Origin of the sequence: Paraclostridium dentum, from assembly GCF_012922555.1 — a bacterium.
Lineage (GTDB): Bacteria > Bacillota > Clostridia > Peptostreptococcales > Peptostreptococcaceae > Paraclostridium > Paraclostridium dentum.
Map to the genome: position 1 here is coordinate 1 of NZ_WIPK01000017.1, position 23,643 is coordinate 23,643.

The following is a 23,643-nucleotide window of genomic DNA, read 5'->3' on the forward strand; positions in this document are numbered from 1 at the left end:
GCTTGGTTGTTTGTGTTTAATTCTTTAAAAAAGAATTTTTATAATTAACCTACTGTTTAATTTTCAAAGTTCTTAATCCATGCTCTCTTGAGCACATGTATAATAATATCATCCTTTTTTTTTGAAGTCAACACTTTTTTATATTTTTTTATTAATCTATTAAATTTAAGTTATATCTTTCTATTAAATCTATTAGCATATCTGCATATATAGCTTCCCCTTGTTCATTTTTTTTAGTGCTATAACCTGCATCTTCTAACGCTTGAGCTTGTGATTTATAATCTTTTCCTTTAAACAAACCATGTTCTGCATATCTTGGATTTTCTTTTAAAAACTTTGCATGATCTCTTATCGAATCATTTAATGAGTTGTATTTTCTGAATTTAGCCATTACTTCATCACTATAATTTTCTGATGTTGCTACTTCTACATTCTCACCTTTCCATCTTTCATCCGCTTTTATTCCAAATAAATTATTACTGATTTTTGTTAATTCTGATTGCCCCCAACCAGATTCAAGTATAGCCTGAGATATAGTTATAGATGGCAATACGCCATATTCCTTATAACTGCTTTCAGCTTCTTTTTCAATATCTTTAATAAACTTTATTTTTTCCTCTTCGATCTTCAATGACTCTATTTTAGCTATTTTTTTTTCGTAATTTTTATTTTCATATACAGTGTATATTCCTCCAACAACAAATGATAAAACTAAAATCAAACTAAGACTTTGAAGCAACTCTTTATTTTTTTTATTATTAATCTTAAATTTTCTTCTAAAGTTTCTCTTTTTTCTTATCCCCATACTACCCTCCACTTTCTAATTTATATTATAATATCATCTTGTAAACTTTTATATGCTAATTTACGCAAAAAAATAAAAAAGCTCATTCAAATGAGCTTTTTTTATTTAGACTTCAGCTTTATCCAAGCTTCGTCGTATAATCTTAATTTGTTCCCTAAATCAATAAATGTTTCAGTCTTATCCATAACAGATTTAGGCGGATATGCAACAGGATTCGAAGTTACATCTTTATCTAATAACTTTAAAGCTCCTTCATTAGGAGTTGAATATCCTATATATTCAGCATTCATCTTCGCAATTTCAGGATCTAATAAAAAGTTTATAAACATTTCAGCTTCCTTTTTATTTTGTGCACTTTTAGGTATTGCCATTGCATCTACCCATTTATTTGTACCTTCTTTAGGTATTGCGTAAGCTAAATTAGGATTTTCTTCCATTAAAGTCACTGCATCTCCTGAGTAAGCAATCCCCATAGCTACTTCTTCGCCTAGAAGTCTATCTTTACCTTCATCATTTACATATGCTAATACTAAGCCTTTTTGTTTCATTAACTCTTTCATTGCTTCATTTATTTCTTTAGGATTAGTTGTATTCATGCTGTAGCCTAATCTTTTTAATGATATTCCCATAGTATCTCTAACTGAGTCGAACATCATTATATTCCCTTTATATTTAGGGTTCCAAAGTATATCCCAACTATCAACCGGTTCTTTAACCATTTTTTTATTATATAATATACCAAAAGTTCCCCACATATATGGAACACTATATTCATTAGTTTCATCATATATAGGATTTAAAAAGCTTTTGTCTATATACTTCATATTTGGTATATTTTTAAAATCTATTTTTTGAAGAAGTCCTTCACTTTTCATTTTTTCCACCATATAGTCAGATGGGAATATTAAATCATAATTAGTACTTCCACTTTTAACTTTTTGATACATCATTTCATTAGTATCATAAGTTTCATACTGTACATCAATTCCTGTTTTTTCTTCAAACAAAGTTATTATATTTTCATCTATATAATCTCCGACATTATATACATTCAAAACTTTTTTGGAATCTGTAGCACCACATCCAGTAAGCATAGTTGAAACCATTAAACCTATAGTAATTAAAATTGATATTTTTCTTAATTTCATAATTATTTATCACTCCTTACTATAGATTGTTTCTTATTAGATATTAAAAGTAAAATTAATACAACTGTAAACATTATTGTAGATAGTGCATTAATTTCAGGTTTTATTCCTCTTCTTGCCATACCATATATTTCTATAGATAAGTTACTAACTCCATTTCCAGTATTAAAGAAACTTATTATAAAGTCATCTATAGACATTGTAAACGCAATTAAAAATCCAGATATTATACCTGGTTTTATCTGAGGTAAAACAACTTTTCTTAAAGCATACATAGGTGTTGCTCCTAAATCCATAGCAGCCTCTTCTATATTTTGAGGAAGTTGCTTTATTTTAGGAAGCACTGATAGTATTACATAAGGAATACTAAACATTATGTGAGATAGTAACATAGTCGTAAATCCAAATTCTAATTTTAAAAATACATATAAACTCATCAATGCTACTGCTGTAACTATATCTGGATTTAATACTGGAAGATAGTTTATATTAAGTATTAACTTTCTTCTTTTACCTCTCATTTTATGTATTCCTATAGCACTTATAGTTCCTACTATTGTAGCTATTATAGATGAAATTATAGCTACTAACAAAGTATAATATAACGCATTCATTATACTCTCATTATGAATAAGTTGCTTATACCACTTAAATGTAAATCCATTCCAGTGGGCCATAGATTTAGAATCATTAAATGAAAATACTGCTAGCGCCATTATTGGTGCATATAGAAATAAAAACACTAATGTTAAGTAAATATTCGATGCTAATTTCTTTAAAATAATAACCCACCGCCTTCCTTATCACTGTCATCTTCAAATCTTGACATAACTGCCATAGATATTAATATTACAATCATCATAAATATCGATATCGCAGATCCAAAGTTCCAATCTCCAACTACTGTAAATTGTTGCTCTATTAAGTCTCCTAGTAACATAAATTTACCTCCACCTAATAATCTTGAGATAGCAAATGTAGTTACAGCTGGCATAAATACCATAGTTATTCCTGAAATAACTCCAGGTACACTAAGTGGGAATATAACTTTAGTGAAAACTTGGAAGCTATTAGCTCCTAAGTCTCTAGCTGCATTAATTAAATCATTATCCATTTTTGATAATGATGTGTATATTGGTAGTACCATAAATGGTAAAAAGTTATATACCATTCCAAGTAATATTGCAAAGTTAGTATAAAGTAATGTAACAGGCTCTATTCCAAATAATCCTAAGAATGAATTTAATATTCCATTTTTACCTAAAATAGCAACCCATGCATATGTTCTTAAAAGGAAGTTCATCCACATTGGAAGTATGAATAATAATATTAAAGTATTTCTTTTGCTTATATGTGCCTTAGAAATTATATATGCAACTGGATATCCAACTAATAAACATATTATTGTTGATGATCCAGCTAAAACTATAGATCTTAAAAATACTTTTAAGTATATAGGGTTAATTAATCTTTTATAATTTTCTAAAGAAAATATTAGCTTATCTCCATTTTCAACTGTAAAACTGAAAACCAGCACAAGAATTAAAGGAACTACTATAAATAGTGCACTCCATATTATATAAGGGTAAGCAAGAATTGATTTATTTTTCTTCATAATCTATTCGCTCACTTTTCTCATTATATGGATATCTTCTGGATATATATCTAACCCTAATTCACTTCCAACTTGTGCACTTTGTGTATTATGTAGTATCCACATTCTTCCGTTTTCATTAACTTCAATTTCATAGTGAACACCTTTAAATAATACTGATGTAACTTTTCCTTTTAACATTCCTTTTTCTGGTTCAACCATTTTTACATCTTCCGGTCTTATCACAACTTCAATATTTTCATTTTTTTCAAAGTCTTTATCTACACACTTGAATTTCTTTCCACAGAATTCTACTAAATAGTCTTCTAACATAATTCCATCAAATATATTACTTTCACCTATAAATCTAGCAACAAATGAATTTTCTGGCTCATTGTATATATCTTGAGGAGTTCCCATTTGTTGAATTTTACCTTTATTCATAACAATTATTTTATCCGACATAGTTAAAGCCTCTTCTTGGTCATGAGTTACAAAAATAAATGTTATTCCTAATTTTTTTTGTATTTTTTTTAATTCCATTTGCATTTCTTTTCTTAATTTTAAATCTAATGCTCCTAAAGGTTCATCTAGTAATAAAACTTTAGGCTCATTTACTAATGCTCTAGCTATAGCTACCCTTTGCTGTTGTCCTCCACTTAGCGATTCTACTTGTCTTCTTTCAAAACCATCAAGTGCAACTAATTTAAGCATTTCTTTTACTTTTTTATCTATTTCGTCTTTAGGTAGTTTTTTTATTTTAAGACCAAAAGCTATATTTTCATATATATTCATGTGAGGAAATAAAGCGTATTTTTGGAATACTGTATTTATTTGTCTTTCGTGAGGTGGTATATCTGTGATATCACGTTCTTCAAATAATACCTTACCTTCATCAGCGTACTCAAATCCAGCTATTATCTTAAGCGTTGTAGTTTTTCCACATCCACTTGGTCCTAATAATGTTAAAAATTCATTTTTCTTAATGTCTAAACTCAAGTTATCTAAAACTTGATTGTCATCATATCTTTTAGATAGATTTTTTAATTCTATTATGTTTTCTAACAAATATATCACCTCTTTCTCTTAAAATGATGGTGGTGTACTCACCCATATAACCTTAGCTTCTGTTTTCCCAGCATTTGATATATAATGATTTGCTCTAGGCTTAAAGTAAAAACTCTCGCCTTTTCTAACTTTATTCTTCTTATCTCCTATGTGTAAGTAAATTGAACCGGCTAATACATAACCAAATTCTTCTCCTTCATGAGGCTTTTCTTCTTTATATTGACCTCCTGGAGATAAAGATATTAATATTGGCTCCATTTCATTTTTCTGAGAGTTTGGAACCAACCACTTAAATGTATATTTTAATTCTTCATCCTCAGTTTCAAACATATCTTCTTTTGAAAAACAAATTTTTTCATTATCCATTTCATTAAAAAATTCTTTTAAGTTCGTTCCCAAAATTTCTAATATATCTATAAGTGTAGCTATGGATGGTGATGTTAAATTGTTTTCTAATTGAGATATAAATCCCTTAGAAAGTTCACATCTATTTGCTAACTCTTCTTGTGTTAACTGTTTTTCTATTCTTAATCGTTTAATTTTTTCACCTATATCCATGGTCCACCTCCTATTTTAAATCATTTTTACTAAACCTTTTGTTTAAAATTTCTAAACAACAAGACATATTATATAAAATTAAGCTACAAATTTCAATACTTTTTCGAATATTTTTTTATATTAATTTTCACTTTAAACCCCAGTGTTTTTAAGGATTTGTAGATTTAGCATTTATTTTAGTTTATATTAATATTCATAAAGTTTAGTATGCCTAATTATATTTTTTTTATTATATTTTGCTATTTTATTCCTAATTTTAGTTTATAAAATACAAATAACCTGCTGTTTAGCAGGCTATTTATACAATTTATATTAATTTATAGTCTTCCTCTTTTAACTTACTTGCCGCACCTTCATCTAAAATTAATATTGTATCTCTATGAAGCTGAAGTATAGATGATGGAACTTGAGGAGTTATGTCTCCATATACAGTATTGTGTATAGCCTCAGCTTTACCTTCTCCTGATGCCAACAAAATTATCTTTTTAGATTTAAATATAGAGCCAATTCCCATAGTTACTGCTTTTTTAGGAACTTCATCTATAGATTCAAAGAATCTTGCATTTGCCTCTATAGTAGATTCTTTTAAGTCAACTAAGTTTGTTCCTTTTACAAATACATTCGATGGTTCATTGAATCCTATGTGTGCGTTAAGTCCTATACCTAAAACCTGTATATCTATTCCTCCAATATTTTTGATAGAATCATCATATTGTTTACATTCAAGTTTTATATCCTTAGTCATACCATTTGGTATATTTACATTTTCTTCCTTTATATTTATATGATTGAATAAGTTTTCATGCATAAAATGATAGTAACTTTGATTATTCTCTCTAGGTAACTGATAATATTCATCTAAATTGAATGATTTTACCTCAGAAAAGTCTAATGTACCTTCATTATACATTTCCACTAAATTCTTATACATTCCTATAGGCGTACTACCTGTTGCTAGCCCTAGTATAGAATCTGATTTTAAAGTAACCTGACTTGCTATTATTTGAGCAGCTTTTTTGCTCATTTCATCATAATTTTTACAAACTAGTATTCTCATATTAACCCTCCACCTATAATTAATTTCTTTTAAACACTATATTTCCATCTACAATAGTCATGTAACAATCTAATTCATTATCAAATATAGCTATATCTGCATCTTTTCCTATATCTAAGCTTCCCTTATCATTACTTATTCCTAGTGAACTAGCTGGATTTAAAGAAGCCAAATGTATCGCTTCATTTATATTTAAATTTGTATTTTTATAAAAATTCTTAACCATGTTATTTAAGCTTGAAACACTTCCTGCAAGAGATCCATTTTCTAATCTAGCTGCTCCATCCTTAACTATTACAGCCTGGCCACCTAAACTATATGTTCCGTTTTCTAACCCTCCTGCTTCCATAGAGTCAGTTATTAATACCACTCTTTCTTTACCTTTACTATCTAATATAAATTGGAATAGATCTTTAGTTATGTGTATAGTGTCACATATAAATTCACAATATGCATCTGTTGTCAATGCAGCTCCAACAACCCCTGGATCCCTATGATTTAAACCTGTCATCCCATTGAATGTATGAGTTATGTTGCTAGCACCTAATCGTATAGCTTCTCTAGCCTCTATAAATGTAGCTGCACTATGACCTATAGATAAAACTATATTAGTATTACTTTTTATAGATTTTGTAAATGTAAAATCTACATCTTCTTCTGGTGCATAAGTTATAACTTTTATTACATCTTCATATTTTTTCACTAATTCATAATTAGGATTAGTTATATAGTTTCCATTTTGTGCGCCTTTGTATATTTTATTTATAAACGGCCCTTCTAAATGAGCTCCTATAACCCTAGCTCCCTCAGTACTTCTATTCATACCTCGTCTTATAGATTCTAATGCTTTTAAAATTGATTCTTCGTCCATTGTCATAGTAGTAGGTAAATATGACGTAACACCATGTCTTGCTACTGATTTAGATATAATATCTATAGCTTCATCTGTACCTTCCATCGTATCTTTTCCCATATTCCCATGTATATGTATATCTATTAATCCTGGAGATACTAACTTACCTTTAACATCTATAACTTCACATTCACTAGGAACTTCATCTGTTATATCTATAATCTTTTTATCAAATACTAAAACCTTATTTTCTAACACTTCATTTCTTAATAAAATCTTTCCATTTATTATAGCTTTCATAATTATACCTCCTATGCATTTAATGTTATTTCATATTGGTACTTATCACTTCTAAATATGGATATAGTGTACTCTACAGGTAAATCTCCCTCTGCGTACGAAGTTCTTTTAAGTTTAAGCGCTAAAGTGTTTTTGCTTTGTTTTAAAAGTTTTGATTCTTCTTCAGATAAAATCATTGGCTCTATTATCTGTTCAGCTTTTTTCATCTTATATCCATAAACTTCATTTATTATATTGTATAAAGAGTTTCTTTCTTTTAAATCGTTTTCCAGGTTGTTGCAAATACTTTTTGGTATATAACTTATTTCAATTCCAAAAGGTTCGTTTTCAATATACCTTAACCTTTCAACTCTATATACCTTTTCATCTTCATTATTTATCTTTAAAACTTGTCTTATATACTCATCCTTTTCATTTTCCTCAAATGATAAAATATCAGTTTTTATATCCATACCCTTATTCTTCATAACCTCGGTAAATCCTTGCATACTAGAAAATCTATTTTTTTCTTTTTGGGCAGAAACGAAAGTTCCTTTTCCTTGAACTCTATATAAAAATCCTTCATTTACCAAATTAACTATAGCTTTGTTTACTGTCATTCTACTTACATTTTGAATATTACAAAGTTCTCTTTCTGGAATTATAGAATCCCCTGGTTTAAGATCACCTAAATCAATCATTTCCCTTATTATTTTCATAAGTTGTATATGTAAAGGGATATCAATATTCTTATTCACTAACTTCATATAAACCACCACTCTTTTTATATGGTATATACCAATTTTGGTATATACCAATTATACTATTTTTATTGTGGAACTTCAATAGAATATACATTTTCTTTTTTTAATTTAGTTATTTTATATTTTATTTATAAGATACCCATAAATATGGTATTATAATAGAATATGTAATTTTTAATATAAAATTAAAGAGGTGAACGTACTTGATAAAAATAGGTGATTTTAACAAATTAAAAATAGCTAGAAAAGCTGATTTCGGTTTTTTCCTAGACGCGCAAACAGGAAATACTTCAGATGATATTTTCATGCATAGAAAATTTACAAATTATGAGGCTTTAATTCCTGGTGATGAAGTAAATGTATTCGTATATAGAGATTCTAAAGATAAATTAGCTGCTACTTTAAACCCACCATTAGCTAAAGTTGGGGAAATAGGTTACTTTGAAGTTGTAGATGCTACTAAAATAGGTTACTTTATTAATATTGGACTTGAAAAAGATATTTTAGTTCCTTTTAGTTCAAAGCATTATGATCTAAAAAAAGGTGATAAATATTTATTTTATATATACTTAGATAAAACTGAAAGAATAGCTGCTACTACTAGAATAGAAGGTTACTTATCTCCTGACTCTGAGTATAAAGTAGGAGATAATGTTACAGGTGTTGTTTATGGATTCCAAACTAACGATAGTGCGATGGTTTGTGTTGACAATAAATTTGAAGGAGTTATACTTCATAACGAATACTTTACAAAACTTAACATCGGAGACAAATTAAATTTAAATGTTATAAAAGTATACGAGGACGGTAAGCTAGGTCTTACTCCAAGACAAGGTAGAGAGCAAGAATTAAATGAGTTAGAAAGTAAAATCATAAACCATCTAAATAATGCTTCTAGAGGGTTCATGTCTTTAAATGATAAATCTGATCCAGCTGATATCGCATCAGTATTTGGTTGTAGTAAGAAAAACTTCAAACGTACACTTGGAGTTCTTATGAAAAAAGGGTTAATATCTCAAGATGAAGAAGGAACTCGTCTAATATAAAAAAAGAGTATGGATACCCATACTCTTTTTTTATTTTTCCTTTGTATCTTTAATCTCACCAGTATATATATCGATTTTGTGAGTTCCCATATCTTGTTCGTGATAATGAACCTCTCCTTCATCGTCTTTTTCTTCTATAGATACGTTAACTTTAACTTCATAGTTATTACCCACTTGCTTTATATCTTCTTCCGTATTAGACACCCCATCTCCATATGTAGCCTTCAATACCTTTAGTGCATTTTCTTTTGAGATTGGTTCTATCTTATTTTTATCTTTATTTTCAGATACTTCAATTTGACCTTCCTTTGAATTTAAAGGATTTTTTCTATTTTTAAAAACAACTGAAACTAGCACACCAACTATTAATATGCTGATTATTCCTATTATAATATTTTTTTTACTCATATAAATTCTCCATACTATATTTTTATATAATTTAACTTTTTATTAAAATATAGTATACCATATATTTTAAATATAAAAAAAGGGCACTATTTAGTACCCTTTTTATCCTATCCCCCCGAAACAGTTCTACTTATTAAATTGTGGTAAATAATCTTTGTGAGCTTCTATCATTTCATCTAATATAATTTTAGCTAAATCATCAGAAGGTATTAATGGATTTATACATAGTGCTAGATATGCTGCATTGTAATCTCCATATACAGCAGCTTTTGCTGCCAACATTTCAAATGATTTTATTTGGCTTACTAATCCATCTACAGCATCTGGTAAATATCCTATAGATAATGGTTTAGGCCCATTTTTTGTTATAACACTACTTACCTCAACAGCTTGATTGTCTTTAAAGTTTCTTATAGCCCCATTATTAATTGTATTAACTACTTGAATATCTCTTTTATCATTATATATAGAACTTATTAAATTACACGCTGCATCACTATAATAAGCTCCTCCTCTTTTTTCTAATTGAGGTGGTTTTATATCTAGATTTTCATCTTTATATAATTCAAATAATTGATCTTCTAGCTCTTTAACAACCTGCCCTCTAGCTTTCCCTTTGGCGAATTCACTTAATTCTTCTTCTAGCATTTCTTTAGTTTTGTAATAGTATCTATGGTATGGGCAAGGAACTAATCCTAAGTTTTTAACGAAATCTGCATTAAACTCTATAGCTTTTATATTTTGCATTGTTAATTTTGAGTGTACAAATTTATCTATAGCTTCATCTGTAACATCCTCTCCATCTAAAGATACATTAAGCCCATAAACCATATGGTTAAGTCCAGCAAAATCCATTTGAATTCTTTCATTTTCAACTTCAAATAGCTTAGCTATTCCATTTCTCATTCCTATAGGAACATTACATAATCCTATATAGTTTTTAAAGTCAGTATATCTAAATACAGCTTCTGTTATTACACCTGTAGGATTTGTAAAGTTTATTATCCATGCGTTAGGACATAATTCTTCAACATCTTTTATTATATCAAGAACAACAGGTACAGTTCTTAATGCTTTAAAAAGTCCTCCTGCCCCATTAGTCTCTTGACCTATTACTCCATGTGATAAAGGTATACTTTCATCTTTTATTCTAGCCTCTAATAATCCTACCCTTAATTGTGTAGTAACAAAATCTGCACCCTTTAATGCTTCTCTTCTATCTAAAGTTAGGTGTATTTCCATATCTATTCCAGCTTTTTTAACCATTCTTTTAGCTAGATTTCCAACTATTTCTAACTTATGCTTCCCCTCTTCTATATCAACCAGCCACAATTCTTTTACTGGCAACTCTTTGCATCTTTTTATAAACCCTTCTACAAGTTCCGGAGTATAACTTGATCCTCCACCTATAGTTACTATCTTTAGTCCTTTTTTCATAGTCATATCTCCTATCGTTATTTCTAAAATTCTAAATCGTCAAAACTGAAATCGTCATCATTTCCTTGATCTGTAGCTAAAGTAGCTTTTCTTTTGTCTATTTTCTCTGCTGCTATTACAAATGGTATATATATAACTATTGATATCAATAGATTAACTGCTGCTAACGCTGCTCCAGTCCAGTGACCAGTTGCTAAAAATCCTCCTAATATAGGTGGTGTTACCCAAGGTATTTTAGCTGCAATTACAGGCATTACCAATCCCATATCTATTGCCAAATATGCAACTGCTGAGCATACAACAGGAGCTAAAACGAAAGGTATCATATATATTGGATTTAATACTATTGGTAATCCAAATATTACAGGTTCACTTATATTGAATACCGACGGCGCTAATCCTAAAGCTATCATGTCCTTACGTCTTCTTCCAGCTATTATTAAAGCTATTATTAATCCAAGAATCATACCTGATCCACCTAAGTATACAAATGCATCAAGGAATGCTCCTGCTAAAGTATGGAATCCTTCAGTAGCTCCTGCTTGAGCTAATGCTGCATTTTCTGCTCCTAAATCCATCAATAATGTTTCTGTTATAGGCATCGCTATATTTGCCCCATGAAGACCTATAGTCCATAATGCATGTATAAAGAAAGTAATTAACATAGTTGAACCTAATGAGTCTGCTGCTCCTTTTAACGGTGCTGCTAGATAAGTATTTAATAAATCATTTAAGAATAATCCGCCTGATAATGATTTAATTAATAATCCAATTGCTCCAAATATAGCTATAGTTAACATGCCTGGTATTAACTTAGCAAAAGATCTTGCTACTGCCGGTGGTACTCCATCTGGCATTTTTATATTTATTTTCTTAATCCTAGATAACTTAACAAATATTTCAGTTGCTAGTAATCCTATTACTATCGCTGTAAATAATGCAGAGTTTGAAATATATCCACTTGGGACAAATCCCCATCCGCTAACTTTATCTCCTGCTTCAGTAACTATGTTAGCTACTTGAGGTGACATTACAAAGAATATACTAAGAGCTATAAGTCCTGCTTGTAAACCATCTTCATCATATGATTTTGCAAGATTATAAGCTACTCCTACAACTAAGAATAAAGCCATAGTTGCAATTGATCCCCACCATAAATCTCCACCTAATGTAGTCCAAGTCTCTCCAAAAGTATTTTTCATAAAATTTTGATAAGCTGGTATAGGTAAATTATTTACTAGCGTTGCTAATGCTCCTATCATAGTTATTGGTATCATTGCTACGAATCCATCTCTTACAGCTACTAAATGCCTTTGTGCTCCTAGCTTTCCAGCTACTGGGATAATATACTTATCCATAAACTTCATTATCGCTCCCATAATAATCCTCCCTTTAATTTTTAGAAATCGTTTTCTTAAAACTCACATTAATCCTTATTAGCTAAATAAAAATGTTTATAAATACATAGTTTATATAAACTTATGATTCATAAAGTTTATATATTCTTTTTATTGTTATATATATTATATTTTAAATGTATATACATTTCAAGTCTTTTGTAAAAAACATTTTCCCTTTTTAATTTTTTCACTTTATTAAAATTCCCTCAATCAAAAAAAACTGCATCTGACTATTCAGATACAGCGCTTAAAGTTAGTGTATACCCATAATGATACGTATGTGAGTATTCAAAAACATCACTATTGTGTAATTTACAAACCTGACTTATATATAGTAAAGCTTCTGGTTTTGTTAAGTCTAGTAAATTAGCTAACTCATCATTTGCTAAAACTGAACTTACTTCTCGTTCAGATATAGCTATCTTATATCCACAAACTTCTTCAACATAGTTATATAAAGACCCTTCACAATGAGATTTTTTTAAATTTGGAAATAATTTTACAGGCATATACGTCTCCATATATGATATTTTCTTATCATTAGCTAAACGTATTCTTTTAATTTCCCATACATTTTCTTTTTCAGTAAGATTTAATTTATTCATAAGCTCTTCATCAGCTTCAATAACATTAAGCTCCTCCAATATATTGGAAACTTTGTACCCCTTATTTTCCATCTCTTCTGTGAAACCGCTTACCGCAGATATATTATCATATACTTTATTTGCTAAAACAATACTCCCTACGCCTCTTTGCCTAGTTATATATCCATCTTTAACTAAATTATTTAATGCTGATCTTACAGTCATTCTAGTTACATTAAATTCTTCACTTAATTGTTTTTCAGAAGGTATTAATTCTCCTTGCTTTAAAGTCTTTGACTGTATTAAATTTTTAATGTGACTTTCTATTTGTTTATAAATAGGTTCATTCATATTTATTTCCCCTTTTGTAGTTAAATTGTATATATATTTACTTTTAATATTTATACATTTAATTATAGACTATATTAAATTTTTTTTCCATCTCTACATATATTTAATTATAAAAGGATGAATACATAAGCTTTCACTTATACATCCATCCTTTTGTCTCATCTATTTTGATATAATAATTTTATATTCTAGCTACACCAGTTTTTATAGCCGCTTCTTTTATAGCTTCTGCTACATTTTTAGCTACATCTCTATCAAAAGATTTAGGTAATATATTATCAGGGTTTAAGTCTTCTATTTTTATAGAATTTGCAATTGCATTAGCTGCTGCTATTTTCATTTCTTCATTTATTTCAGTAGCCCTTACATCTAATGCACCTCTAAATATACCTGGGAATGCAAGTACATTATTTACTTGATTTGGAAAATCACTTCTTCCTGTTCCAACTATGTAAGCTCCACCCGCTTTTGCTTGGTCCGGCATTATCTCTGGAGTTGGATTTGCCATTGCTAATATTATAGATTTCTCATTCATAGTGGCTACCATTTCTTTTGTTACACAGTTAGGTCCTGAAACTCCTATAAATACATCTTTATTTTTTATTACATCAGCTAATAATCCTTTTTCGTTATGGATATTAGTAACCTTTAACATTTCTTCTTGAGCCCAGTTTAAATCATCCATACCTTCTTCTAAAGCTCCATTTAATCCACATAACACAATATTTTTGACTCCCATGCTGATTAACATTTTAGCTATTGCTAATCCAGCTGCTCCAGGTCCATTTATAACAATTTCTAGATCTTCTATTTTTTTATTTATTAATTTTAATGAGTTTATTATAGCCGCAGATAAAACTATAGCTGTTCCATGTTGATCATCATGAAAAACTGGTATGTTTAACTCTTTTTTTAATTTTTCTTCTATTTCAAAACATCTTGGAGCACTTATATCTTCTAAGTTAATTCCTCCAAATACAGGTTCCATTAATTTTACAGTATTTACTATTTCCTCTACATCGTTCGTCTTTAAACATATTGGAAATGCATCTACATTTGCGAATTCCTTAAATAGTATTGCTTTTCCTTCCATTACTGGTATTGATGCACTAGCTCCTATATTACCTAAACCTAATACAGCACTTCCATCACTAACTACACCAACCATATTTCCTTTTGATGTATATTTATATGCTAAATCTTCATCTTTAGATATTTCCACACACGGAGCTGCAACTCCTGGAGTATATGCAATAGATAAATCATCTTTATCTTCAACTTTAACCTTACTACAAACAGTTATTTTTCCTTTATTCTTTTCATGCATTTCTAATGCTAACTCTGAGTAATTTTTAGTCATAACCTAACCTCTTTCATATTTTGATTTATAGTTATTTATTCATTTCATAAATGTTATTGCCATAACAATCGATTGCAACTACTGCAAATAAGTCCTCAACCTCTAATCTTCTTACAGCTTCTGCTCCTAAATCATCATAAGCTATAACTTCAGCCTTTTTAATAGAGTTTGATATATATGCACCTGCGCCACCTATAGCAGCTAAATATGCACATACATTTTTTTTCATCGAATCGATAACTACATCGTTTCTCTTTCCTTTACCTATCATTAACTTTAATCCTCTATCTAATAAAGGAGCTGTTAAGTCATCCATTCTATAACTTGTCGTAGGTCCAGCAGCACCTATTACTTCTCCATCTTTATGGGGTGTTGGTCCTACATAATATATAGCTTGCCCTTCTACGTTAAAAGGCAATTTTTCACCGTCTTTTATAGAATTAACCATTCTTTGATGAGCTGCGTCTCTAGCTGTATAAATTACACCATTTATACTTACCATTTCTCCACACTTTAGCTCTTTTATTGTTTCATTATCTATGGGAAGAGTTATTTTTTTCATATTTATCCCCCTTTATATTATAGCCTTTTTATGTCTTGCCGCATGACAGTTTATATTTACTACTACAGGAAGCCCAGCTATATGAGTTGGAAATGTCTCTATGTTAACTGCAAGCGCAGTTGTATTTCCACCTAATCCTTGAGGCCCTATTCCTAAGTTATTTATTTCTTTTAATATTTGTACTTCTAAATTTTTTATATTTTCATCTTTATTATGTTCTCCTATATCCCTTAATAAAGATTTTTTTGCTATCTGTGCACATTTTTCAATAGTTCCTCCAATTCCAACACCAACAACTATAGGTGGACATGGATTTGGACCAGCTTCTTTAACTGTATCTATAATAAAGTTTTGTATTCCTTTTATACCATCAGATGGCTTTAACATTTTCATCTTGCTCATATTTTCACTACCAAATCCCTTTGGTGCAAACTCTATAGTTATTTTATCACCCTCAACTATATCGTAATGAATTATTGCAGGTGTATTATCTTGTGTATTTTTTCTATCTATTGGAGTTACAACTGATTTTCTTAAAAAGCCATCTTCATAACCTTGCTTTACACCTTCATTTATTGCATCGCTTATATTTTTACCTTCTACGTGTACATCTTGACCGATACTTACAAAAAATACAGCCATTCCAGTATCTTGACATATAGGCATTTGTTTTTCTTTTGCAATTTCACAATTTTTTATTAATATATTTAATATATTTTTTCCTAGTTCGCTATTTTCTTTTTCTTTGTTTTCTTTTAAAGATTCTACAACATCTTCTCCTAGGTATATATTTGCTTTTATACACATATCTCTTACAATCTCTGTAATTTGTGATGACTTTATAATTCTCACGAACTTATCCCCCATTTTCAAGTTTAATATTCGACTATATATAAAACTTTATCATTTTTTAATTATTTTAACAATAACAAAATTCGTTTAATCCTTTCTTTACATTATATTTTATTCAAAAAAAAACAAAAGCACATACTGTCCGAAAGTATATGCTTTAATGGGGGATATATGAGTTTTATGGTTGTAAGAGATATCTTAAAGTTTTGGGGGAGATTAATTATCTCTTATATTTTAATTATTTACCATTTTTTGAATTATATACATTTTATTTAAATATTTTCAATTTATTTTTAATAACTTTATTCATTCTCGCATTATCCTCTATATAATAATTATAGGGGGTGATATATTGAACTTTAATAATATATTTATTCAAATAACCGTTTTATTTTTGCTTATTTTAGTTGGATACATATCTAGCTTTAAGGGGTTAATAGATAAACATACCACATCTGGACTTACGAAACTAATAATGGGGTTGTTTTTACCGTCTATGATAATTAGCGCTATGCAAATGGAATTTAACCCTAGTTTATTAGGCGATATTATATCTTTAATAATAATTTCAATATTAATGTACTCTACAACTATATTGATAGCTTTTTTATTTAAATTTTTTATAAAAGGCGATAAAGATTGCGGTCTTTATCAATATATAATTGTTTTCTCTAACGTTGGGTTCATGGGGTATCCAGTTATCGAAGCTGTTTTAGGAAAAGAAGCTATATTTTTTACAGCAATTTTTAACCTTCCTTTTAATTTTTTCGTATTTACAGTTGGAACTTATTTGTTAAATAAACATAATAGTGAATATAAATTTTCAATTAAATCTATTATAAGTCCTCCAATTATAGGGGTCTTAACTGGACTTTCATTATTCCTTTTAAGAATTAAACTTCCACTTCCAATATTTAATACTTTAAATATGCTTGGAAGTATAACAACACCTTTATCAATGATTGTTATAGGAAGCTTACTAGCTAATTCTCCTATTAAAGAAACTTTTATAAATAAAAAATTATATATAGTATCCTTTATAAGACTTTTAGTTGTTCCATCTGTTGTTTATTTTCTATTAAGCTTCTATATTAAAAACCCGTTATTATTAGGTGTGCCTGTAGTTATATCTGCAATGCCAGCAGCGTCAAATACAGCAATCATGGCAAAAAGCTATGATGCAAATGATCAACTTGCATCTCAAGCTGTATTTTTAACTACGTTAATATCTATAGTTACAATTCCTATTATAAGCATAGTTTTACTTAGTTAAAAAATTTAGTCACTTAAGTTATTAAGCACAAAAATAGTTGTCTATTATTTTAGACAACTATTTTTTAGATATATATTTATTATCTTTTATATAATATCTCCATAAATAATCTTTAGCTTCTTGAGCATAATCGATATTTACACGTTTACTTTCAACAATTTCAAAATTTTCTTCCTTACCATTATTGATAGAATCTTTTACAGAAATCTCATTACCTAATACGCTTTTAAAATTTAAATCTTTTTCAATTTTAAGAGCTTTGCATAATTTTCCTGGTCCATTGGTAATGTTTTTCTTTTGATATGTAGTTAATTCTTCATATACTTTATCATATCTATTTATTGAAATATCATCAATTCCTTCGATAGGCTCTACCGCTCTTATAAGTACGCACTGAGGTGTATCTTTGATATTTGCAGAAATATTTAAACAGTAATACATTCCGTATATTAAATAAACATATATGGTTCCTCCGTCTTCATATAACGGAGCTGTTCTATCTGTCCTTCTATCCCCATATACATGAGCAGCCTTATCCGTTATTCCCATATAAGCTTCAGTTTCAACTATTTTAACTATAATTTCTTTATCATCATATTTTCTCACTAAATACTTTCCAAGTAATTGTTTCGATAAAGCAATTGCATCTTGCCTGAAAAAATCTACATTCATTTAATCCCAACTTTCTTTTTTTAACTTACTTATATTATATCTTCAAATTTACTATTTATAACTTTTTGTAAGTCAAATGGATTTAGTTCTATTTGATATCCTATTTTACCAGCACTCACTATAATATTTTCTAAATCTTTTCCTGTTTCATTTATAAAAGTTTTATATAGTTTTTTCATTCCTACAGGAGAACATCCACCTCTTATATATCCAGTAAGTTTGTTTATATCACTTACATGTATCATCTCTACCTTTTTTTCTCCTGCTACTTTTGCAGCCTTTTTTAAATCTAAATTTTCATTAACAGGTATCACATATACATATAACTCTTTACTAGTTCCTTGTGTAACCAAAGTTTTATATACTTCACTTACATCTCTTCCAATCTTATTTGCTACAGATATTCCATCCACATGATCATCTGAAACATCATATGAAAGCATATTATATTTTACTTTTTTAGAATCTAAAATTCTCATTGCGTTAGTTTTTACTTTTGTTTTAGCCATAAAAAATCACACTCCCTAAAATAACTTATATATTAAATTTAACATATATTTCTTATCAGTCACACCTCTTAGATTTCATAAAACCTTTATACCAACTGATTTTATCATCAATTTTATCTAGATGTTTTTGTAATAGCTCAAACTCTTTTAATATGTGTTCCCTATGCGAGTTAAAAATGTCCAACCTCTCTTCTAATGTTTCATCTCCTTGTGAACAAAGTTTAAAATAAGATTTTATATCTTTTATGGACATTCCTGTAGCTTTAAGGCAACACACCATTTCAATTTGGTCTAAATCTTCATCTGTAAAATAACGTATACCATTTTTATTTCTATGAGGTAAAATTATATTTTCTTTTTCATAGTAGCGAATTGTATGCTGAGTTAAATTAAATTTTTTAGCTACCTCTGAAATTGTATAATTCATTCTTCATCCTCCTATAATTTATTTAGCTATACATTACTTCTTATAAAAATAATTGTCAATATTTAAAACAAAAGCTATTGACTTAGAGTTAACTCTAAGTATTAATATTAGCTTAAGAAAATTCTATTAAATAACTACACGATTTAAATTAAGTATAAAAATTTAGGAGGAATTGAGTTTGTTAAACTTTGATTATCAAAACAGAACTAGAATAATTTTTGGAAAAAATGAACATAGAAATATAGGAAAGTTAATAAAACCTTATGCCAACAAAGTTTTATTCCACTTTGGAGGTCAAAGCATAAAAAAAAGCGGAGTATATGAAGATGTAATAAATTCACTTTTAGAAAACCAAATAGACTTTGTTGAACTCGGAGGAGTAAAACCAAATCCTCGTTTATCTCTTGTTAACGAGGGAATTGAACTATGCAGAAAAGAAAAAGTAGACTTTATCTTAGCTGTAGGTGGAGGAAGTGTAATAGATTCTGCTAAAGCTATAGCAATCGGGATACCTTACAACGGAGATGTTTGGGATTTCTACTGCAAAGATATAGAAATTAAAGAAGCTATTCCAGTTGCAACTATTCTAACTATACCAGCAGCCGGAAGTGAATCTAGTACTGGAACAGTTATTACTAATGAAGAAAAACAACTAAAATTATCTTGTGGCTGCGAATTGCTTAGACCTTTATTAAGCATTATTAATCCAGAACTATATTTCACATTGCCAAGAAATCAAATTGCTAATGGAATTAGTGATATGATGAGTCATATAATGGAACGTTATTTTACTAATACACCTAATACAGATTTAATTGATGGATTATGCGAAAGCACATTAAAAACTATAATGAAAAATGGATCAATTATTATAAACGATAATAAAAACTATGATGCTTGGGCTGAAATAGCTTTATCTGGAAATATTGCTCATAACGGGTTACTTGGTTTAGGAAGAGAACAAGATTGGGCTTCTCATAAAATAGAACATGAGCTTAGCGCTATATATGATGTTGCACATGGAGCAGGACTTTCTGTCATAACCCCTGCCTGGATGAAGTATGTATATAAAGAAAACCCACCTATGTTTGAGCAATTTGCTATAAATGTTATGGGTGTTGAAAGTACATCTAAATCTCAAGAAGAGATCATAAATGAGGGAATTGAAAAATTAAAATCATTCTATAAAAAACTTGAATTACCTACTACTTTAAAAGAACTTAATATCAACGAGTCTAATTTAGAGTTAATGGCAAAAAAATCTACTAACTTTAAAGATGGGAAAGAAATTCTTATTGGTGGACTAAAAAAACTTAACTGGGAAGATGTTCTAGCTATATATAATTTAGCTTTATAAGCATATATTGTTATTCTATTAAAAATACCCATAATAATTCTATATAGAATTATTATGGGTATTTAAATTTTATTGTAATCTTATTAACTTATTTTACTATACAAATGGATTATAGAATCTATTTCCATTTTTAAATGTAATATATAAAGATCCAAATAATATTACTATAGCTAATAATATCGCTACGTAATCACTAGTTCTAAACTTTCTTGCATTATACCAAGTACGTTTTCTTTTATTTCCAAATCCTCTAAGTTCCATAGCACAACTTATAACTTCTATCCTCTCTAAACTTGAAAATATTAATGGCATAAGTATAGATGAAATATTTTTTATACGCTTCCCTAGCTTTTCTTTTTTAGACATATCTATTCCTCTAGCTTGTTGTGCATATGATATATCATGATAATCTCTTTGTATATCTGGTATATATCTTAAAGCTATAGCAACAGAATATGCAATTTTATAATTTATACCAAGCTTATTTAATGATGCTGCAAATTCACTTGGGTCAGTCGTAACTATAAATAGTAATGCCATAGGTATAGTTGCAAATATTTTTAAATTAAAATTTAATTGATAAAATAACTGCTCAGCTGTTACTGTATATGGTCCTATTAATTTAATTAAGTCCGTTCTTGTTCCATATATTTCAACACCTTGATACGGTCCTAATATAAATATAGCAATATTATTTAACACCATAAAGAATAAAATAAAATATATAACAAAAGCTACATCTTTAAATTTAACTTTTGATATTTTAAATATTATTAAACTTAATACTAACATTCCTACAAGAACTCTAGTATCATAAGTTATCATAGAAGCTATTGACCAAGCCATGAAAAATATTAATTTTGTAGCACCTGTTAAATTATGGATAGGCGAATCTTCTTTTATATATGATAGCATTGTTGTTTTCATACTCTTCTAATCCTCCTATCATAATCAATAAATTTATTAACAAATTTTCTTGGGTCACTTACCCCACATTTTACAGCTAACTCATAAACAGATGTTTCTTTTAGGTTTGCATGATTTATAACTTCACTATTAGTTAAAACATTAGCTGCTGTATCGTCATCTAGTTTAATACCATCTGCTATAACTATCGCTCTATTTGTATATTCAAGCATTAAATGCATATCATGAGTTATCATTATTATAGTTACACCTTTTCTATTTAAATCTGCTAAAAATTCCATTATCTCATTATAATGTTTAAAATCTTGTCCTGCTGTAGGCTCATCTAAAATTATTATTTCTGGATTTAAAACTAATATAGAAGCTATAGTTACACGTTTTTTCTGTCCATAACTAAGTGCTGATATAGGCCAATTTCTATACTCATATAATCCACAAATTTTTAATGTTTCATATACTTTTTCCTTTATTATTTCTTCATCAATACCTCTAAATCTAAGCCCTAATGCAACTTCATCAAAGATCATAGTCTTAGAAATCATTTGATTAGGATTTTGCATTACAATTCCTATTTTTTCCGCACGCTCTTTTATAGAATCATCTATTATATCTCTATTATTTAAAAGTATTTGTCCACTTGTTGGTTTATAAAAGCCACATACTAATTTAGATATAGTAGATTTTCCTGCCCCATTTTTTCCTACTATACTAACCATTTCACCTTTATTTATTTTAAATGATATATCTTTTAATATAGGCTTATTTTTTTCATATTTAAATGATACATTTTTTAATTCAAGTAATACATCATCATTGATTTGTTCTTCATGTATATTACTATTGCTATCCCATTTCTTTAAACAATCGCTACATTTGTTTATATCTATAGTATTTATATGTCCAGGTTTCATATCAGGATTTATATCTACCCCTGCATATTTAAGAGCTGTAACATATAATGGTTCTCTTATTCCGTTTTCAATTAAAATATTTGAAGATATCAGCTCATCAGCATTCATATCTGCAACTATTTCACCTTCACTCATAACTATAATTCTATCAACATCACAATGAAGAACATCTTCTAATCTGTGCTCTATTATAAGAATTGTTTTATTTGTTTCACTTTTTATTCTATCTATAAGTTCTATTGCACTTTTACCTGTAGCTGGGTCTAAACTAGCTAAAGGTTCATCAAATAATAATATATCTACATCATCTACTGTAACTCCAGCTAATGTAACTCTCTGTTTTTGTCCTCCTGATAAGCTATAAGGAGCTGAATCAAGTTGCTTGTCTATTCCTACTAACTTTGAAACTTTTTGAACCATAGATTTCATTTTACTTTGAGAAGTACAGTCATTTTCTAACTTAAATGCTATATCCTCTGCAACTGTTAATCCTATAAATTGGCTGTCAGGATCTTGAAGTACAGTTCCTACTGTTTTAGATATTTCAAATATCCCCATATCCTTAGTTTCTTTCCCCATTATTTTCAAGCTACCCGTACTATTTCCTTGATAATAAAAAGGTGTAAGACCATTTATACAATGAGCCAAAGTACTTTTTCCAGAACCAGACGGACCTACTACTAATACCTTCTCTCCTTCATAAATTGTAAGATTGATATTTTTTAAAGTAGGTTTAGCTTGAACTCTATATTTAAAAGTAAAATCTTTAAATTCTATTATTTTCTTTTTCATACGAATCTCCTTTTATAGTTCTTTATCTAAACTTCCCGTTGGTATCTTAGTCTTAGCATAACTTTTTATTATGGCAGTTCCTAAAACAGCTACTGTAATTATATTGCCTATTCCTCCTAAAACACCTTGTAAATATACTTTAGATGCAGGTTCTGCATAAATAAATATATCTAGAGTTGGAGCCACTACAAACCATGCAAGGGCATTTGCTATTATCTGAGTGATATTAAAAATTATTATTTCTTTTTTATTAAACTCTCCGCCACTTATATTAATTTTTTTAGATATAAGACCAATTACTAAACCAACTACAGCTGATGCTATAACCCAACTAAACCACGGTGAACCATAAAATATAGAATCCTTTAAACAGTGCCCTATAAAACCTATTAAAAATCCTGCAAGTGGACCATACATAAGAGCCATTAATGCTAAAAATGCATATGCCGTCTCTATATTAGTATTTGGAATTCCTGTTGGTATAGATCCAAAACGTCCTAATATCATAAATACTGCAGACCCTATCCCTATAGCAACTATAGTTTTTATAGTAAGCTTATTTCCCATACATATCTCCTCCTTTTCTATTTTATTTTGGATAATTTATAAATATTTAAAGCAAGTATTGTTCTAAATTTTAATAAGCACA

The 23,643-nt window shown here is 28.8% G+C and carries 25 protein-coding genes; 3 read left to right on the plus strand and 22 right to left on the minus strand.

The annotated features are described in order from the left end of the window. Window positions 1-151: 151 nt before the first annotated feature. The 9 genes from GFJ41_RS15965 to GFJ41_RS16005 form a co-directional block, all read right to left on the minus strand. Window positions 152-805 carry a glycoside hydrolase family 73 protein gene (locus GFJ41_RS15965; RefSeq protein WP_021428566.1) on the minus strand — a complete coding sequence of 218 codons (654 nt, stop codon included), beginning with the start codon at window positions 803-805 and terminating at the stop codon, window positions 152-154. A gap of 101 nt (window positions 806-906) precedes the next feature. Further along, window positions 907-1,953 (minus strand): ABC transporter substrate-binding protein, encoded by a 1,047-nt coding sequence (locus GFJ41_RS15970; protein WP_035118749.1) that lies wholly within the window; start codon window positions 1,951-1,953, stop codon window positions 907-909. Between the two features lie 2 nt (window positions 1,954-1,955). After that, the gene (locus tag GFJ41_RS15975; RefSeq protein ID WP_024619998.1) at window positions 1,956-2,630 is read right to left on the minus strand and encodes an ABC transporter permease; all 675 of its coding nucleotides are present in this window, start codon (window positions 2,628-2,630) and stop codon (window positions 1,956-1,958) included. A 98-nt stretch (window positions 2,631-2,728) separates the two neighbouring features. Then, on the minus strand, window positions 2,729-3,568 hold the full coding sequence (locus tag GFJ41_RS15980; protein ID WP_021431830.1) for an ABC transporter permease: 840 nt from the start codon (window positions 3,566-3,568) through the stop codon (window positions 2,729-2,731). A gap of 3 nt (window positions 3,569-3,571) precedes the next feature. Continuing rightward, window positions 3,572-4,615, minus strand: coding sequence for a spermidine/putrescine ABC transporter ATP-binding protein (gene potA / locus GFJ41_RS15985; protein WP_035118743.1), 1,044 nt, complete (start codon window positions 4,613-4,615; stop codon window positions 3,572-3,574). An 18-nt stretch (window positions 4,616-4,633) separates the two neighbouring features. Further along, window positions 4,634-5,173 (minus strand): helix-turn-helix domain-containing protein, encoded by a 540-nt coding sequence (locus GFJ41_RS15990; protein ID WP_021428548.1) that lies wholly within the window; start codon window positions 5,171-5,173, stop codon window positions 4,634-4,636. Window positions 5,174-5,480: 307 nt separating this feature from the next. Continuing rightward, on the minus strand, window positions 5,481-6,230 hold the full coding sequence (nagB, locus tag GFJ41_RS15995; RefSeq protein ID WP_150841771.1) for a glucosamine-6-phosphate deaminase: 750 nt from the start codon (window positions 6,228-6,230) through the stop codon (window positions 5,481-5,483). Window positions 6,231-6,249: 19 nt separating this feature from the next. After that, window positions 6,250-7,383, minus strand: coding sequence for an N-acetylglucosamine-6-phosphate deacetylase (gene nagA, locus GFJ41_RS16000; RefSeq protein WP_035118741.1), 1,134 nt, complete (start codon window positions 7,381-7,383; stop codon window positions 6,250-6,252). 11 nt (window positions 7,384-7,394) lie between these two features. Continuing rightward, window positions 7,395-8,081, minus strand: a complete 687-nt coding sequence (locus GFJ41_RS16005; RefSeq protein WP_226890277.1) for a GntR family transcriptional regulator — start codon at window positions 8,079-8,081, stop codon at window positions 7,395-7,397. Window positions 8,082-8,329: 248 nt separating this feature from the next. Here GFJ41_RS16005 and GFJ41_RS16010 point away from each other — a divergent pair, with 248 nt between their 5' ends. Beyond that, the gene (locus tag GFJ41_RS16010; protein WP_170075856.1) at window positions 8,330-9,172 is read left to right on the plus strand and encodes a CvfB family protein; all 843 of its coding nucleotides are present in this window, start codon (window positions 8,330-8,332) and stop codon (window positions 9,170-9,172) included. A gap of 30 nt (window positions 9,173-9,202) precedes the next feature. On the opposite strand, the gene GFJ41_RS16015 is transcribed toward GFJ41_RS16010, so the two are convergent. The 7 genes from GFJ41_RS16015 to GFJ41_RS16045 form a co-directional block, all read right to left on the minus strand. Then, on the minus strand, window positions 9,203-9,580 hold the full coding sequence (locus GFJ41_RS16015) for a hypothetical protein (protein WP_170075857.1): 378 nt from the start codon (window positions 9,578-9,580) through the stop codon (window positions 9,203-9,205). 126 nt (window positions 9,581-9,706) lie between these two features. Beyond that, entirely contained in the window at window positions 9,707-11,017 is a 1,311-nt protein-coding gene (locus GFJ41_RS16020; RefSeq protein ID WP_170075858.1) for a 6-phospho-beta-glucosidase, read from the minus strand. Between the two features lie 23 nt (window positions 11,018-11,040). Beyond that, entirely contained in the window at window positions 11,041-12,396 is a 1,356-nt protein-coding gene (locus GFJ41_RS16025; protein ID WP_021428558.1) for a PTS sugar transporter subunit IIC, read from the minus strand. Between the two features lie 251 nt (window positions 12,397-12,647). After that, window positions 12,648-13,352, minus strand: coding sequence for a GntR family transcriptional regulator (locus tag GFJ41_RS16030; RefSeq protein ID WP_021428577.1), 705 nt, complete (start codon window positions 13,350-13,352; stop codon window positions 12,648-12,650). A gap of 181 nt (window positions 13,353-13,533) precedes the next feature. After that, window positions 13,534-14,712, minus strand: coding sequence for an NAD(P)-dependent malic enzyme (locus GFJ41_RS16035; protein ID WP_168932713.1), 1,179 nt, complete (start codon window positions 14,710-14,712; stop codon window positions 13,534-13,536). A 31-nt stretch (window positions 14,713-14,743) separates the two neighbouring features. After that, window positions 14,744-15,274: a Fe-S-containing hydro-lyase gene (locus tag GFJ41_RS16040; RefSeq protein ID WP_150841770.1), complete on the minus strand. Its 531-nt coding sequence runs from the start codon at window positions 15,272-15,274 to the stop codon at window positions 14,744-14,746. 12 nt (window positions 15,275-15,286) lie between these two features. Further along, window positions 15,287-16,126, minus strand: coding sequence for a fumarate hydratase (locus GFJ41_RS16045; RefSeq protein WP_021428562.1), 840 nt, complete (start codon window positions 16,124-16,126; stop codon window positions 15,287-15,289). Window positions 16,127-16,478: 352 nt separating this feature from the next. Between GFJ41_RS16045 and GFJ41_RS16050 the strand changes: the two genes are divergently transcribed. After that, entirely contained in the window at window positions 16,479-17,399 is a 921-nt protein-coding gene (locus GFJ41_RS16050; protein WP_024620003.1) for an AEC family transporter, read from the plus strand. A 57-nt stretch (window positions 17,400-17,456) separates the two neighbouring features. Here the strand turns inward: GFJ41_RS16050 and GFJ41_RS16055 are convergent, their stop codons facing one another. From GFJ41_RS16055 to GFJ41_RS16065, 3 genes are read right to left on the minus strand one after another with little or no spacing between them, the layout of a single operon-like run. Then, window positions 17,457-18,071, minus strand: coding sequence for a DNA-3-methyladenine glycosylase (locus tag GFJ41_RS16055; protein WP_170075859.1), 615 nt, complete (start codon window positions 18,069-18,071; stop codon window positions 17,457-17,459). A 29-nt stretch (window positions 18,072-18,100) separates the two neighbouring features. After that, the gene (gene ybaK, locus GFJ41_RS16060; protein WP_021428545.1) at window positions 18,101-18,580 is read right to left on the minus strand and encodes a Cys-tRNA(Pro) deacylase; all 480 of its coding nucleotides are present in this window, start codon (window positions 18,578-18,580) and stop codon (window positions 18,101-18,103) included. Between the two features lie 55 nt (window positions 18,581-18,635). Then, entirely contained in the window at window positions 18,636-19,007 is a 372-nt protein-coding gene (locus GFJ41_RS16065; RefSeq protein ID WP_170075860.1) for a MerR family transcriptional regulator, read from the minus strand. A 178-nt stretch (window positions 19,008-19,185) separates the two neighbouring features. Here GFJ41_RS16065 and GFJ41_RS16070 point away from each other — a divergent pair, with 178 nt between their 5' ends. Then, entirely contained in the window at window positions 19,186-20,364 is a 1,179-nt protein-coding gene (locus GFJ41_RS16070) for an iron-containing alcohol dehydrogenase (protein WP_170075861.1), read from the plus strand. A gap of 96 nt (window positions 20,365-20,460) precedes the next feature. On the opposite strand, the gene GFJ41_RS16075 is transcribed toward GFJ41_RS16070, so the two are convergent. The 3 genes from GFJ41_RS16075 to GFJ41_RS16085 are packed head-to-tail and all read right to left on the minus strand — an operon-like array spanning window position 20,461 to window position 23,561. Beyond that, window positions 20,461-21,291: an energy-coupling factor transporter transmembrane component T family protein gene (locus GFJ41_RS16075; protein WP_024620006.1), complete on the minus strand. Its 831-nt coding sequence runs from the start codon at window positions 21,289-21,291 to the stop codon at window positions 20,461-20,463. Continuing rightward, the gene (locus tag GFJ41_RS16080; RefSeq protein WP_170075862.1) at window positions 21,288-22,994 is read right to left on the minus strand and encodes an ABC transporter ATP-binding protein; all 1,707 of its coding nucleotides are present in this window, start codon (window positions 22,992-22,994) and stop codon (window positions 21,288-21,290) included. Before GFJ41_RS16080 ends, GFJ41_RS16075 begins: the two co-directional genes overlap by 4 nt. A 12-nt stretch (window positions 22,995-23,006) precedes the next feature. Then, complete coding sequence (locus tag GFJ41_RS16085; protein ID WP_021428534.1) at window positions 23,007-23,561, minus strand: ECF-type riboflavin transporter substrate-binding protein; 555 nt, start codon at window positions 23,559-23,561, stop codon at window positions 23,007-23,009. Window positions 23,562-23,643: the final 82 nt, after the last annotated feature.

Bases quoted from the DNA above. Each gene is read 5' to 3' on its own strand.
- GFJ41_RS15965 (WP_021428566.1), bottom strand. From the start codon at position 805: ATGGGGATAAGAAAAAAGAGAAACTTTAGAAGAAAATTTAAGATTAAT.
- GFJ41_RS15970 (WP_035118749.1), bottom strand. From the start codon at position 1,953: ATGAAATTAAGAAAAATATCAATTTTAATTACTATAGGTTTAATGGTT.
- GFJ41_RS15975 (WP_024619998.1), bottom strand. From the start codon at position 2,630: ATGGCCCACTGGAATGGATTTACATTTAAGTGGTATAAGCAACTTATT.
- GFJ41_RS15980 (WP_021431830.1), bottom strand. From the start codon at position 3,568: ATGAAGAAAAATAAATCAATTCTTGCTTACCCTTATATAATATGGAGT.
- GFJ41_RS15990 (WP_021428548.1), bottom strand. From the start codon at position 5,173: ATGGATATAGGTGAAAAAATTAAACGATTAAGAATAGAAAAACAGTTA.
- nagB (WP_150841771.1), bottom strand. From the start codon at position 6,230: ATGAGAATACTAGTTTGTAAAAATTATGATGAAATGAGCAAAAAAGCT.
- nagA (WP_035118741.1), bottom strand. From the start codon at position 7,383: ATGAAAGCTATAATAAATGGAAAGATTTTATTAAGAAATGAAGTGTTA.
- GFJ41_RS16005 (WP_226890277.1), bottom strand. From the start codon at position 8,081: ATGAAAATAATAAGGGAAATGATTGATTTAGGTGATCTTAAACCAGGG.
- GFJ41_RS16015 (WP_170075857.1), bottom strand. From the start codon at position 9,580: ATGAGTAAAAAAAATATTATAATAGGAATAATCAGCATATTAATAGTT.
- GFJ41_RS16020 (WP_170075858.1), bottom strand. From the start codon at position 11,017: ATGAAAAAAGGACTAAAGATAGTAACTATAGGTGGAGGATCAAGTTAT.
- GFJ41_RS16025 (WP_021428558.1), bottom strand. From the start codon at position 12,396: ATGGGAGCGATAATGAAGTTTATGGATAAGTATATTATCCCAGTAGCT.
- GFJ41_RS16030 (WP_021428577.1), bottom strand. From the start codon at position 13,352: ATGAATGAACCTATTTATAAACAAATAGAAAGTCACATTAAAAATTTA.
- GFJ41_RS16035 (WP_168932713.1), bottom strand. From the start codon at position 14,712: ATGACTAAAAATTACTCAGAGTTAGCATTAGAAATGCATGAAAAGAAT.
- GFJ41_RS16040 (WP_150841770.1), bottom strand. From the start codon at position 15,274: ATGAAAAAAATAACTCTTCCCATAGATAATGAAACAATAAAAGAGCTA.
- GFJ41_RS16055 (WP_170075859.1), bottom strand. From the start codon at position 18,071: ATGAATGTAGATTTTTTCAGGCAAGATGCAATTGCTTTATCGAAACAA.
- ybaK (WP_021428545.1), bottom strand. From the start codon at position 18,580: ATGGCTAAAACAAAAGTAAAAACTAACGCAATGAGAATTTTAGATTCT.
- GFJ41_RS16065 (WP_170075860.1), bottom strand. From the start codon at position 19,007: ATGAATTATACAATTTCAGAGGTAGCTAAAAAATTTAATTTAACTCAG.
- GFJ41_RS16075 (WP_024620006.1), bottom strand. From the start codon at position 21,291: ATGAAAACAACAATGCTATCATATATAAAAGAAGATTCGCCTATCCAT.
- GFJ41_RS16080 (WP_170075862.1), bottom strand. From the start codon at position 22,994: ATGAAAAAGAAAATAATAGAATTTAAAGATTTTACTTTTAAATATAGA.
- GFJ41_RS16085 (WP_021428534.1), bottom strand. From the start codon at position 23,561: ATGGGAAATAAGCTTACTATAAAAACTATAGTTGCTATAGGGATAGGG.